A 13,110-nucleotide genomic window follows, 5' to 3' on the forward strand; every position below is an offset into this window, starting at 1 on the left:
TATGAAAGTAACAATGAAAGATTATAAAAATAATGAAAAACCAGATTGGTGCGCTGGATGTGGAGACTTTTCCGTTTTGGCCGGAATCCAAAGGGCGGTAGTAAATCTTGGTATAAGACCAGAAAATGTTGTAATCTCGGCAGGAATTGGGTGTTCTGGGAAAATAAGTGGATATACAAAAGCATATGGTGTTCAAGGACTTCATGGACGTAGCCTGCCGGTAGCCCAAGGAGTAAAACTAGCAAATCAAGATTTAACAGTTTTTGCAATGGGTGGTGATGGTGATGGATACGCTATTGGTATAGGTCATGCTGTTCATGCCATGAAACGTAATGTAAATATGACCTATATTGTTATGGATAATCAACTTTATGCTTTAACAAAGGGACAAATGTCACCTAAATCGGCAGAAGGGTTAGTAACTACAACTACACTTGAAGGTGTAATGGAAAAACCATTATCAGCATTGAAAGTGGCTTTATCTTGTGAAGTAACTTTCTTGGCTCAAGCATTTACAGGAGATATGAAAGGTATGATGGCCATTTTTGAGGAAGCTGTTAAACATGATGGATTCTCATTAGTCAATGTTTTCAGTCCATGTAAAACATATAATTATTATAATACTCCAGAATGGTATAAAGAGAATTTAATAAACCTTGACGATATTGAAGGATATGATAATACTAATAAACTGGAAGCATATAGAATTTTAGAGGAGTATAATGATTTAGTAACAGGGGTTATATATAAAAACAATAATAAACCAAAGTATGAATCAATACTAAAAAATTATGATCAGACTAAACCATTGGCACATCAGAATTTGGAATTTGATCAAGAAATGTTTAAAAATCTATGTGATGAATTTAGATAAAGAGGTAGAATATGAAATTAAGAAAATTTTTATTACCACTAGCAGTAGCTGGAACAATGTATTATATTTATAAAAAATCAGAAGAGCAAGAATTAAATAATGAGCATATCGATAGATGTCGTAATAGTTTAATAGCAGAAGGATATACAGTACTAGATAGCTATACATTAAACTTAATAGAAAATGAGTATTTAATGTTTTATTTTAGAGATAATGGAAAAGATTACGAAGTGCGTTTTGATAAACATACTGATACTATAGAATATATTAAAGAGGTATAAGTAATGAATAAATCAATAGAAAGATTCAAAGAATTAACAATGTTAGACGGAACATCTGGTTTTGAAAGAGAAGTTTCAAATTATTTAGAAAAGAAATTATCTAAATATGCGGATGAAATCAGGTTTGACAACTTAGGTGGAATCTACGCAATCAAAAAATCAAAAAAAGAAAATGCTAAGACTGTTATGATTGCGGCTCATATGGATGAAGTAGGATTTGTAGTTACGAAAATTTTACCAAATGGATTTTTAAAATTTGAAACATTAGGTGGATTCCGTGAAGATGTGTTATTAGCTCAGACTTATACTGTAACATCGTATGATGGTAAAAAATTTACTGGAGTAATAGGCTCTATTCCAAAACATTTCACAGCAGGAGTTGCTCAAAATGTGAAAATTAGTGATATGACGATTGATGTAGGTGCAGAAAATCGCGAAGAAGTTCTAAAAATGGGGATTCATGAAGGAGCATTTGTTACGCCGAAAACAACTTTTGAACAACTTACAGAAAATAGAATTATGTCAAAAGCTGTTGATAATAGATATGGATGTGTAATTATTACAGAAATTCTTGAACAATTTGCAGATAAAGAGTTAGATATTAATTTAGTAGTTTGCGCAACAGTTCAAGAAGAAGTAGGACTTCGTGGAGCTAAAATAGCAGCTAATATGATTAAACCAGATGTATGCTTTGTAGTTGATTGTAGTCCAGCCAATGATATGGACGGATCAGCGACAAGTAACGGACGTTTAGGAGGAGGGTTTTTAATACGTTTAGTTGATAGAACAATGGTTCTTCGTCCAAATATGCGTGAAAAATTAATTAGACTTGCAGAAGAAAATGAAATCAAATATCAGTACTTTACATCACCTGGTGGCACTGATGCTGGGGAGATTCATCAAGCATTAAATGGTGTACCGACTGCAGTAATTGGTATTTGTGCAAGATATATTCATACACATAATGCAGTTTTTGATATCCGTGATTACTATGCAGCAAAAGCTATTTTAGGAAAACTAATTGAAACAATAGATGATAAATTTATTGAAGACGTAAGAAAATAAGAAAAATAGGTTATCATAAAGTAAACTATATGAAATAAGAAATCGAGATATGATTATACATACCTCGATTTTTTGTTATTATCTATTTTTAAATTTTCTACTACGACGATATTCCTTTTGATTGTCGTAGGGCTCTTCATATTGATAATTACTTTCTTGATAGTCGTATTCATCAATATATGGTTCCTTCTCATAATTCTCATAATATTCATCTTCTAAGTATTCTTCGTGAATAGTAGCGTTTATTTTAACAATTATTCCAAATAGAATACTATTAGCAATAAGGGAACTTCCCCCATAGCTTACAAATGGCATACTAATTCCAATTACAGGGATTATGCTAAGAGTAGAGAAGATATTGATGAAAAATGAAAAACAAAAACTACACATTGCTAATAAAATAAAGTAGTAGCTATAATTACCTTGTTCACATTTTTTCACTATACTAAATAATCTTAGTATAAAAATAAAGAAGAATACTAAGAAGAAAAAGGCACCGATAAATCCAAAATTCTTTGCCAAAATAGAAAAGATAAAATCATTGAATTGCTCATCGATATAATTCTTATTTTTAGCAAAGGTTCCTGTTAATCCACCTCGTTTTATTTCGGAAAGTACCTGAGTAATCTGATACGAATAATCTAGTTTATACGCCTCAGGATTTAACCAAGATAATATTCTCTTTAATTGATATCCTTTAAGTCCTACTAAACCAAGAACTCTTGGGAAATATAGTGCACCTAAAATAATTATTCCTATACCAACAAGAACAACTGAATAGATATTTAATAAAGTTTTTTTATGGATACTGACTAGAAATACTAATCCTAAAAATAGAAAAATAAAGAATAATCCATTACCTAAGTCATTTTCACGAAGAACCAAAATGAAGGGGATCGCGATAATTAACAGTAATTTTATGAGTTTAATAGAATCGGTATTTTCTCTAAAACTTTTTTCTTTTATTAGTAAGCTAATCATAGCTACTGTTGATACTTTGGCAAATTCTGATGGTTGTAAAGTAAACAATCCAAGGTTATACCAACTACGTGCCCCATTAACAATGGGTGCTATAGAAGTTGGAACTAGAAATATACCTATCAATAAAGTTAAACCAAGCAAATAGAAAAATATAGAGAATTTTTCTATATAGTCAACTGGAATTTTTTGAAATATATATATTACCAAAAATCCTAATAGATAAAAGATGAATTGTTTAATAAATAATTTTGGTGTTTGATTATTATTATATTGTGCTAGCATTATTAATGTAAGGCTAGTAATCGCAAATATAAAATAAAAAATCATTATTGATAAATTAGTTTTATTTTTTATAAAATTTAACATAATTCAACTCCTTTGAAGTAATTATACAATAACAGAGTAATATAAGCAACTTAAATTAAAGATATCTGATATATCTATATTTTTTTTTAATAAAGATAAGTTTATATATGAGCTACATGTATGAGGCTACTATTTTCTTTAATATTATGATAAAATTATTATGTTATAGAATTGATATAGGAAAAATTTGTAAGGAAGGAAATTTTCAAATGAAATATACGCCGATGATTGAACAGTATTTAAAAATAAAAAAAGATTATCAAGATATGTTTTTATTTTATCGACTTGGTGACTTTTATGAACTGTTCTTTGAAGATGCAACTCGTGCATCAAAAATTTTGGAAATAACTTTGACAGCACGTGATGGTGGTGCAGAAAAAGTCCCAATGTGTGGAGTACCATTTCACGCTGCAGCTAATTATATAGATGTGCTTGTCAATAATGGCTATAGAGTAGCTATTTGTGAGCAAGTTTCGGAACCTGGTCAAGGAAAGATTGTTGAAAGAAAAGTAGTTCAAGTAATTACGCCAGGAACATACATGAACTATAAAAACTATGATGAAAATAATTTTTTAGCCAGTGTATATAAAAAAGATGGTAATATTTATTTTGCATTTTGTGATATTATGACAGGGGATAGCCGTTGCACAATTTTGAAAACAATGGATGATTTGCAAGATGAAATTTTGAGAAATAATATTAAAGAAATAATTACTATTAAAGACCAAGAACTAAACGTTAGTGCATACATTACAGAAGTAGAAGTAGACGAAAATATAGAAAAAGAGAAAACATCTAATCTAAGTGACAGTAATCTTCGTATTTGCTGCAATATCTTGTTAGATTATATTGAAAAAACACAAAATAAAGATGTTAACAGTCTAAAAAACTTTGAAGTATATTTTAAAGATAAGTTTGTTTATATGACAAACTATTCACTAAAGAACTTAGAAGTAACACAAAATATGGCGAATGGTGGGAAAAAAGGTTCTTTATTGAGTATCATTGATAAAACTTCGACAGCTGCAGGTGCTAGAAAACTAAAAAAATGGTTAGAAAATCCACTTTTAAATCTAAAAGAGATTGAACATCGACAAGAAATTGTTGGAGATTTTGTTAAACATTATTTTGAAAAAGCAGACGTAAAAATAAATCTAAAAGAGGTTTATGACCTTGAACGTATATCAACAAAGGTTTCATATAATATAGTAAGCCCTAAAGAGTTATTGAATCTGAAGAAAACTTTAGAAAAAATTCCAAGTATAAAGAATATATTACTAAGTTTTAATTCGAAAAAATTAGTAGAAATTGCGAATAATATTGATGAATTAGAAGATTTACATGAATATCTAGAAGTTACTATTAACGAAGAAGCTGGACAAACTGTTAAAGAAGGAAATGTAATTAAATTAGGTTTCAACTCAGAATTAGATAGTTATAAAAATGCTAGTAAAAATGGTAATAGAATTTTACTAGAAATAGAAGAACGTGAAAAAAATAGAACAGGTGTTAAAAACCTAAAGGTAGGTTACAACAAAATTTTTGGTTATTTCATAGAAATTTCTAAAGTAGGCTTGAAAACTATAGATCCAACAGAACTTGGTTACCATAGGAAACAAACTTTATCTAACTGTGAGAGATTTATTTCAGAAGAATTAAAAGAAGTAGAAGAACATATCGTTAATTCTAAAGCGAAAATTGAAGAGTTAGAATTACTGTTATTCCAAGAAGTTAAGATGAAAATACATAGCTTTATTCCGAGATTACAGCGAGTTGCTAATATTCTTAGTGATATTGATGTATTTGTTTCATTATCAGATGTAGCAGAAGAATATAGTTATACAAAACCAAAATTTAATAATGATAATATAATTGATATTATTGAAGGTAGACATCCGATAGTAGAGCGTAATGTAAGTAATGATGGGTATATTAGTAATGATTGCAAGGTAGATAAAGATAATAATATTCTATTAATAACAGGACCGAATATGTCTGGGAAATCTACTTATATGCGTCAGCTTGCACTTATAGTTATACTTGCCCAAATCGGATCATTTGTTCCAGCAACATCAGCTAATCTCCCGATTTTTGATAAGATATTTACTCGTATTGGGGCGAGCGATGACCTTGCTGGGGGGAAATCAACGTTTATGGTAGAAATGATTGAGGCGAAAAACGCCCTTGTTGAATCAACTGCCAACTCATTACTTATTTTTGATGAAATTGGGCGCGGAACATCTACTTATGATGGTATTGCACTTGCACAATCTATTTTGGAGTATATTAACGAAAAAATTAAATGTAAAACACTTTTTTCAACACATTATCATGAACTGACGAAATTAGAAAACAGAATGAATGGAATTAAAAATATTCATGTGTCTGCTAAGGAAGACCACGGTAAATTAATATTCCTTTATAAGATTAATGATGGACCTATAGAGAAGAGTTATGGTATTCATGTTGCTCAACTTGCACATCTTCCTGAAGAAGTAATAGTAGTGGCAAATAATATTTTAAAAGAACTAGAAGGCCATAATATAGGCTCAGGTGATTTAATCGGAAAAGGGTATTATGAAAATATTGGAAATACTGGGGAAACTCAGGCGGTAAAAGATAAAGCTAACCAAATGCAATTAGTACAACATTTAGAGAAGAAAGTACAAAAAGAATTAGAAGAAAAGCTACGATTAGAGTACGAGGAAAAACTTCAAAAAGAACTTAAAAATAAGGTAAAAGAAAAAACTAATGGAAATTACAAAAAGCTTCAACTAGATTTTGATAATAATGATGAAAAATTTGAATTTATTAAAGAAAAATTAACAGGTTTGAATTTCTTAGAAACAACACCAATAGAAGCATTTAATCTTCTTTATGAACTACAACAAAAACTCAATGAAGGGAGGTAGTTAAATGGGGAAAATAAATATATTATCTGCAGAATTATCTAATAAGATAGCAGCAGGAGAAGTGGTAGAACGACCAGCTTCTGTTGTTAAAGAATTAGTAGAAAATTCGCTTGATGCGGGTAGTACAAATATAAAAATTATAATAAAAGAATTCGGGATAGAACAAATTAGGATTATAGATAATGGAAGCGGGATATCAAATGACGATCTCGAACGCGCTTTTTTAAGACATGCGACAAGTAAGATAAGAGAGGATTATGATTTATTTCATATAAAAACACTTGGTTTTCGTGGTGAAGCCTTGGCAAGTATTTCCTCTGTTAGTCGTGTGACTATTAAGAGTTGTGCTGGCGAAGCTCAAGGAAAGATGCTGGTACTAGAAGCAGGAAAAGTCACTAGCGAGGAGTATTACGCTCCGATAAAAGGAACAGACCTTAGCGTAGAAAATTTATTTTATAATACACCAGCACGTCTAAAATATTTGCGTAATGCACATACAGAACAGGCTAATATAATAAATGTTATTTACAAATTTGCTTTATCTTATCCTAATGTCTCATTTGAGTTACATGTAGATGATAAAATAACATTTAAAACTTATGGTGATGGTGACGTTCATAAAATATTATCAAAAATATATAATATGAGTGTTGCTCGAAATATGATTAGTTTTTCTGGCAATAACGATGATTATAAAGTTTATGGTTATATTTCTGTGCCAGATGAAACACGTGCTAGTAAAAACTATATTAATATTTTTATAAACGGTCGTTATATTCGAAATTATATAATTCAGAATTCTATTATAGATGCCTATGGAACATTGCTTATGAAAAATCGCTATCCTCTTTGTGTAATTAATATCGATATGGATCCAATCTTGTTAGATGTTAATGTTCATCCGACAAAGCAAGAAGTAAGATTATCAAAAGAAGCAGAGTTAATTTCACTTATAAAAGGAGCAATTTCAGAAAGATTAGCTAATTATACATATATTCCTCAAGGTATGAATAATGTACTAACTAAAAAAGAAAAAGCAAATATAGAGAAATTTAATTTTTTAGATGAACTTGACAATAAATTTGGAATGCAGACTGAAGAAAATAATACATCTCTTTTTAATAAAGGACAAAATGAGGCTAATTTTGTAAAAGAAGATGACCTTGTTTTTGGAGAAGATAATGATATTCATAAGTTACAGGAAGAACTAAATTCAAATAATGAAAGCCATATAAGACGACAACAAACAGAAATTAGTGGTATGGAGAGTAGCTTACCAGATTTAAGTTATACAACACGTCCACGTGAAAATTATAATAAGTATGGTGGTAAACCAACGAAAAAAGAAATTGAAAACTTTATGAATTTCTCAAAAAGAGAAGAAATTGGAGAGGCGACTAAAGAGGAAATCTCTGATACAATAGTAAAAGATAATAGCCACTTTGATGAAATAAAGAATTTGAAAATTGTTCAGGATGAAAGTATGGAAGTCAAGACTTTACCAGATTTAAAAGTTCTTGCTCAAATATTTAAAACATATATTTTATCAGAGGCTGATAATAAACTTTATCTTATTGATCAACACGCAGCGGCAGAACGTTATAATTATGAGAAGCTTCAACGAGATTTTATAGATAGAAAGAACTATAAAAAACAAATGCTTATACCGATGACGTTTGATTTTTCAATAGAAGAAGCAGCAGAAATTAGAGATAATTTTGAAAAATTTACAGAACTAGGTATAGACTTTGAGGAATTTGGTGATAATTCTTATGTTGTTCGAGAATTTCCAGGTTGGATAGAAGAAGATGAAGAAGAAATGATTAAAATTATTGTTGAGAAAGTTTTAAATAATAATAAAATTACTTTTAATGAACTGCGTAATGATGCAATAGCGATGGCGAGCTGTAAAATGTCAATAAAAGCTAATCAAATTTTAAGTGAAGTAGAGATGAACAAAGTAATTAGTGATCTTTATAAATGCAAAAATCCATTTACATGTCCACATGGGCGACCAATTATAACAAAAATGGAGAAAAAAGATTTAGAAAAAATGTTTAAACGTATAGTATAGGAAGTAAAATGGAAAAGATACCTTTAATAGCGATAGTTGGACCAACAGCTGTGGGGAAGACGGCGTTAAGCATTGAACTAGCAAAAAAGTTTAATTGTGAAATTATTTCAATAGATAGTGTTCAAATTTATAAAAAATTTGATATAGGTTCTGCCAAAGTAACCAAAGAAGAAATGGATGGTGTAGTCCATTATTTAATTGATGAATTAGAGCCAACAGTTACTTGTTCGGTTTATGACTTTCAAAAAATGGCGCGTAGCTTGATTGATGATATTCATAAACGAGGGAAAATACCATTGCTAATTGGTGGAACGGGTTTTTATATGAATGCAGTGCTTAATAATTATGAGTTTACTGATTTGGAAGAAAAGACTTATGATGTTGATGTAGATATGGCGAGAGACTATTTAAAGAGAAACTATCCAGATACTTATAATAGTATTGATTTAGATAATCATCGCCGAGTTATTAATGCTTATAATTATGTAGTAAATGAAAATAAATCGGTGACAACTAATAATAATGGAGATACTATTCTTGAGAAGTATAATCCATATTTAATAGTTTTAAATACAGACCGTGAAATTCTTTATAAAAGAATTAATAAACGCGTTGAACTAATGTTTGAACAAGGTCTTGAACGAGAGGTTAAAGAAATAATTGCAGAGTATGGTAAAGACTTACAACCACTTGGAGCAATAGGTTATAAAGAAATGATACCTTATTTTGAAGGTTTAGTTTCTAAGGAAGATATAATCAATGCCATTTCTCAAAATTCAAGGCGATATGCAAAACGTCAACTTACATGGTTTAGAAATAAGATGAACGGAGTTTGGTACGATAGTCAGAATTCAGACTTATTAACGAAAGTAGAAAAAGATATAGAGAACTTTTTAAAATATAATAACTAGAAAGTTTAAGTAAAATTTAATTATAGCTTTAACTTTGTATAAAGCATCATGTTTATAATAAATATATAGAACTCAATAATATTTTTTTCATAATAAATCGGGGCTCGTCAATTGGCGAGCCTTTCTTTTTTTATAATGAATAGTCGTATTGAATAATTAATTATAATTTATTTACTAAGTATTTCTGATATAACTAGAGTTTTTGTTTTTTCTATGCTAAACTATTAGTATTGTTAATTCTCAAAAAATCAGGAGGAGAAAATGAGTTCGTTTAAATATATTAAGCCCAAGTTTTTTAGCGTGATGAAAAACTATACAAGAGAGCAATTTATAAAAGATATTATCGCTGGATTAATAGTAGCTATTATAGCATTACCTTTATCGATTGCTTTGGCGATAGCATCAGGTGTTAATCCAGAACAAGGGCTTTATACTGCGATTATTGCAGGTTTTTTTATTTCATTTTTAGGAGGAAGTAGGGTTCAGATAGGGGGACCAACAGCCGCTTTTGTTGTTATTATCTATGGAATTATAGCAGAGCACGGTATTCCAGGACTTATTATTGCTACTTTGTTAGCAGGAGTTATGTTAATTTTAATGGGATTATTCCACTTTGGTGATTTAATCAAATTTATTCCGAAAACTATAACTATTGGATTTACATTGGGTATTGCCATAGGTATAGTAGTAGCTCAGATTAAAGATTTTTTAGGTCTTAATATGGGAGCTGTTCCTGCAGAATTTTTAACTAAATTAGTAGCATATAGTCACAATTTAGGTAGTATTAGTTATATAACTTTGGCAATTGGTATTTTGGCATTATTAATTCAAATTTTTTGGTCAAAAGTATCAAAAAAAATACCTGGTTCTTTAGTAGCAATTATAGTTACAACGCTATTAGTAGCAATATTTAAACTACCAGTCAAAACTATTGGGGATTTATATACTATTAAAGCAGGACTTCCAAGCTTTTCTATGCCTGTATTGTCATTCTCGTTAGTTCGTGAAATGATATTACCAGCTTTCACAATTGCGATGTTAGCAGCTATAGAGTCTTTACTTTCTGCAGTAGTTTCTGATGGTATGATAGGAAGTAAACATAAATCGAATGCCGAACTAGTAGGTCAAGGTGTTGGGAATATTTTATCTGCACTTTTTGGTGGAATCCCTGCAACCGGGGCTATAGCAAGAACGGCAGCGAATGTAAAAAATGGTGGAAGAACTCCGGTTGCAGGAATGGTACATGCGCTAACTTTATTGTTGATTTTATTATTTTTAATGCCGTATGCCTCTTACATACCGATGAGTTGTCTAGCAGCTATTTTAATAATAGTTGGTTATAATATGAGTGGGTGGCGTACTTTTGTACGCATAATAAAAACTGCCCCAAAAAGTGACATAGCAGTTTTAATTATTACTTTCTTATTAACATTATTCTTTGATTTAGTAATAGCTATAGAATTTGGCATGGTACTAGCAGCTTTCCTTTTCTTAAAACGAATGTCAGATATAGCAGAAGTTCGACAATGGACATATATAGGGTCTTCAGAAAACGAAAAATTATCAGAGGACATTGATTTGAAGTATGTTCCTAAAAATACTATAGTATATGAAGTTTTTGGAGCACTTTTCTTTGGCGCTGCTAATGTTTTTACTAGTTTTAAACATGAAGAAGGAAAGAATGTTTTAATTCTTAGAATGCGTAATGTCCCAGTAATGGATATTTCGGGGGTAGAGGCATTAGAAGAAATATTAGAAACTTGTAAAAAACGAAATTTAACACTTATTTTATCTCATGTTAATGAACAACCTTATCATGCTATGGAAAAAGCTGGTTTTGTCGAAAAAATAGGTGCTGAAAATATTTGTGAAAATATAGATGCATCATTAGAAAGAGCAGAAAAGTTAGCGAAGTAATACTTTAGCAGTTTCTAATATAAGTTAGGTAATAAATTACTACAATATTTCTCAAATATATAATAACAGTAATGAATTCTATGATTTTTTCAGTAAGATATTTTAGTAAAATTTAATTTTTTCTATAAAAGAATTAAAAGTTTTTGGTTTACAATATATTCTATAGTAAAGCTCATCTTCGGATGAGTTTTTTACTTTGTGTAAGAGTTACTTGCTAAAAAAATATTTACATAATTACAAAATGAAAACGTTATTTACTTTGTGAATATTCTGTGTTACTATAATACTAGGCAGCAAAAATATAGCTGTCTGTTAATTCTTGATTTTGGGGAGGAGTAGAACTTGTTTATTGATGAAATTAAATCAAAAATTTCTCCATTGTGGGAGATGGGGTTTAATACGCCTTTTGTTCAGGAACTAATTAAGGGGGATTTGTCGAAAGAAGCTTTTGAAAGATACTTGCAGCAAGATAGTATATATTTAGAAAATTATGTGAAACTATGTAAAATTGCTATAGGTAAAGCTAAAACTAATAAAGAACGAGAAGTTATTTGTTCTCTTATAGAGTTTTCCAATGATACAGAGCTTCAGACTAGAGCAGAGTCTTTAGATTCAGATAGTATTTCGACAACAGAGACAGAAGCATTTCCTGAAACAGAAGATTATATCAATTATATAATGAGTTTTTCTCATGACAAGAATAACTATAAATTAATGATTGTTCTTATGAACTGTATGTTGAGTTATGATTACATATTTACTATAGCTGCAGCTCGAATGAATAGTTCTCAAAATATATATTATAGTTTTGTAGCTGATTATACTACTGAGAAATACAAAACTTTCTATAGGGGATGGATAGATTATATAAATGAGGCTTATCGAGATATTTCAGATTATAAAAAAAATGAATTGATTAAAATATTCGAAGAAGCTAGTATTTACGAGTTACGATTTTGGGATAGAGTTTATATAGGATAATCTAAAAAATTATACAAGGAGTATCTTATGGAAATTAATACTAAAATGTTTGATGGATATGCTGATAAATATGATCAGTGGTTTTTAACTAATAATAAAGTATTCGAAAGTGAGCTGAAATTACTTCACGCTTGTCTTAACCCGCTAAAAAAAGACAAAATTTTATCAGTTGGTTGTGGAAGTGGACTTTTTGAATCAGCTTTAAAAAGCGAATATGGAATAAATGTAGAATATGGTTTGGAACCCTCTACTGATATGGCAGAAATTGCTGAAAAGAGAGGTGTTAAGGTGGAAATAGGCGATGCTGAAACTACTCAACTAAAAGATGAAGAATATGATATTATTTATCTGAATGGTTGTTCAACTTATATCGCTGACCTGGGTAAAGCATATAAAAATTGCTATAATGCATTGAAAAAAGGGGGACATCTTATTCTTTTAGATGTTCCAGTAGAAAGTGCATATGGAATATTATATAGCTTTGCAAATTATGCTGATGGTTATGATGAAAAACTTTTTTCAAGACTTGCACCAGCACTTCCATATCCTATTGAGCTAGTGAAGTCAGGAATATTTCACTCTCCATTAGAGAAGTTAAATATTGTAAGAGACGAGCTTATGATGAAAAATATTCGTTTTATGCAAACACTTGTTGCTCATCCGATTTATACAAATGATAGCGTCGAAGAGCCAATCGAAGGTTACGATAAAGGTGGATATGTTGCGCTAATTGCAGAAAAATAAAATC

At 29.9% G+C, this 13,110-nt stretch carries 10 protein-coding genes; 9 read left to right on the top strand and 1 reads right to left on the bottom strand.

Going from position 1 to position 13,110, the window contains the following annotated elements:
* Position 1 precedes the first annotated feature (1 nt).
* Genes O3802_RS05045 through O3802_RS05055 form a run of 3 tightly spaced genes read left to right on the top strand, consistent with a single transcriptional unit; the run spans position 2 to position 2,220 of the window.
* Positions 2–874, top strand: coding sequence for a 2-oxoacid:ferredoxin oxidoreductase subunit beta (locus O3802_RS05045; RefSeq protein WP_371458562.1), 873 nt, complete (start codon positions 2–4; stop codon positions 872–874).
* An 11-nt stretch (positions 875–885) separates the two neighbouring features.
* A complete protein-coding gene (locus O3802_RS05050) occupies positions 886–1,155 on the top strand; it encodes a hypothetical protein (protein WP_371458563.1) in 270 nt (89 codons plus the stop codon).
* Between the two features lie 3 nt (positions 1,156–1,158).
* Entirely contained in the window at positions 1,159–2,220 is a 1,062-nt protein-coding gene (locus O3802_RS05055; protein ID WP_371458564.1) for a M42 family metallopeptidase, read from the top strand.
* A 78-nt stretch (positions 2,221–2,298) separates the two neighbouring features.
* Here O3802_RS05055 and O3802_RS05060 read toward each other — a convergent pair whose 3' ends face one another.
* The gene (locus O3802_RS05060) at positions 2,299–3,567 is read right to left on the bottom strand and encodes an FtsW/RodA/SpoVE family cell cycle protein (RefSeq protein ID WP_371458565.1); all 1,269 of its coding nucleotides are present in this window, start codon (positions 3,565–3,567) and stop codon (positions 2,299–2,301) included.
* Positions 3,568–3,713: 146 nt separating this feature from the next.
* On the opposite strand from O3802_RS05060, the gene mutS reads away from it, so the two are divergent.
* The 6 genes from mutS (at position 3,714) to O3802_RS05090 (ending at position 13,106) form a co-directional block, all read left to right on the top strand.
* Positions 3,714–6,479 carry a DNA mismatch repair protein MutS gene (mutS, locus tag O3802_RS05065; RefSeq protein ID WP_483299426.1) on the top strand — a complete coding sequence of 922 codons (2,766 nt, stop codon included), beginning with the start codon at positions 3,714–3,716 and terminating at the stop codon, positions 6,477–6,479.
* Between the two features lie 4 nt (positions 6,480–6,483).
* Entirely contained in the window at positions 6,484–8,553 is a 2,070-nt protein-coding gene (gene mutL, locus O3802_RS05070) for a DNA mismatch repair endonuclease MutL (protein ID WP_371458566.1), read from the top strand.
* A gap of 8 nt (positions 8,554–8,561) precedes the next feature.
* The gene (miaA, locus tag O3802_RS05075) at positions 8,562–9,464 is read left to right on the top strand and encodes a tRNA (adenosine(37)-N6)-dimethylallyltransferase MiaA (RefSeq protein WP_371458567.1); all 903 of its coding nucleotides are present in this window, start codon (positions 8,562–8,564) and stop codon (positions 9,462–9,464) included.
* Between the two features lie 261 nt (positions 9,465–9,725).
* The gene (locus O3802_RS05080; protein ID WP_371458568.1) at positions 9,726–11,381 is read left to right on the top strand and encodes a SulP family inorganic anion transporter; all 1,656 of its coding nucleotides are present in this window, start codon (positions 9,726–9,728) and stop codon (positions 11,379–11,381) included.
* A gap of 342 nt (positions 11,382–11,723) precedes the next feature.
* Positions 11,724–12,362, top strand: a complete 639-nt coding sequence (locus tag O3802_RS05085) for a thiaminase II/PqqC family protein (protein ID WP_371458569.1) — start codon at positions 11,724–11,726, stop codon at positions 12,360–12,362.
* Positions 12,363–12,389: 27 nt separating this feature from the next.
* Positions 12,390–13,106, top strand: coding sequence for a class I SAM-dependent methyltransferase (locus O3802_RS05090; RefSeq protein ID WP_371458570.1), 717 nt, complete (start codon positions 12,390–12,392; stop codon positions 13,104–13,106).
* Positions 13,107–13,110: the final 4 nt, after the last annotated feature.

This window comes from Gemella sp. 27098_8_92 (assembly GCF_041433685.1).
Lineage (GTDB): Bacteria > Bacillota > Bacilli > Staphylococcales > Gemellaceae > Gemella.

Excerpts from the sequence above, each read along its gene's own strand:
- O3802_RS05045 (WP_371458562.1), top strand. The coding sequence starts at position 2 with ATGAAAGTAACAATGAAAGATTATAAAAATAATGAAAAACCAGATTGG.
- O3802_RS05050 (WP_371458563.1), top strand. The coding sequence starts at position 886 with ATGAAATTAAGAAAATTTTTATTACCACTAGCAGTAGCTGGAACAATG.
- O3802_RS05055 (WP_371458564.1), top strand. The coding sequence starts at position 1,159 with ATGAATAAATCAATAGAAAGATTCAAAGAATTAACAATGTTAGACGGA.
- O3802_RS05060 (WP_371458565.1), bottom strand. The coding sequence starts at position 3,567 with ATGTTAAATTTTATAAAAAATAAAACTAATTTATCAATAATGATTTTT.
- mutS (WP_483299426.1), top strand. The coding sequence starts at position 3,714 with ATGATAAAATTATTATGTTATAGAATTGATATAGGAAAAATTTGTAAG.
- mutL (WP_371458566.1), top strand. The coding sequence starts at position 6,484 with ATGGGGAAAATAAATATATTATCTGCAGAATTATCTAATAAGATAGCA.
- miaA (WP_371458567.1), top strand. The coding sequence starts at position 8,562 with ATGGAAAAGATACCTTTAATAGCGATAGTTGGACCAACAGCTGTGGGG.
- O3802_RS05080 (WP_371458568.1), top strand. The coding sequence starts at position 9,726 with ATGAGTTCGTTTAAATATATTAAGCCCAAGTTTTTTAGCGTGATGAAA.
- O3802_RS05090 (WP_371458570.1), top strand. The coding sequence starts at position 12,390 with ATGGAAATTAATACTAAAATGTTTGATGGATATGCTGATAAATATGAT.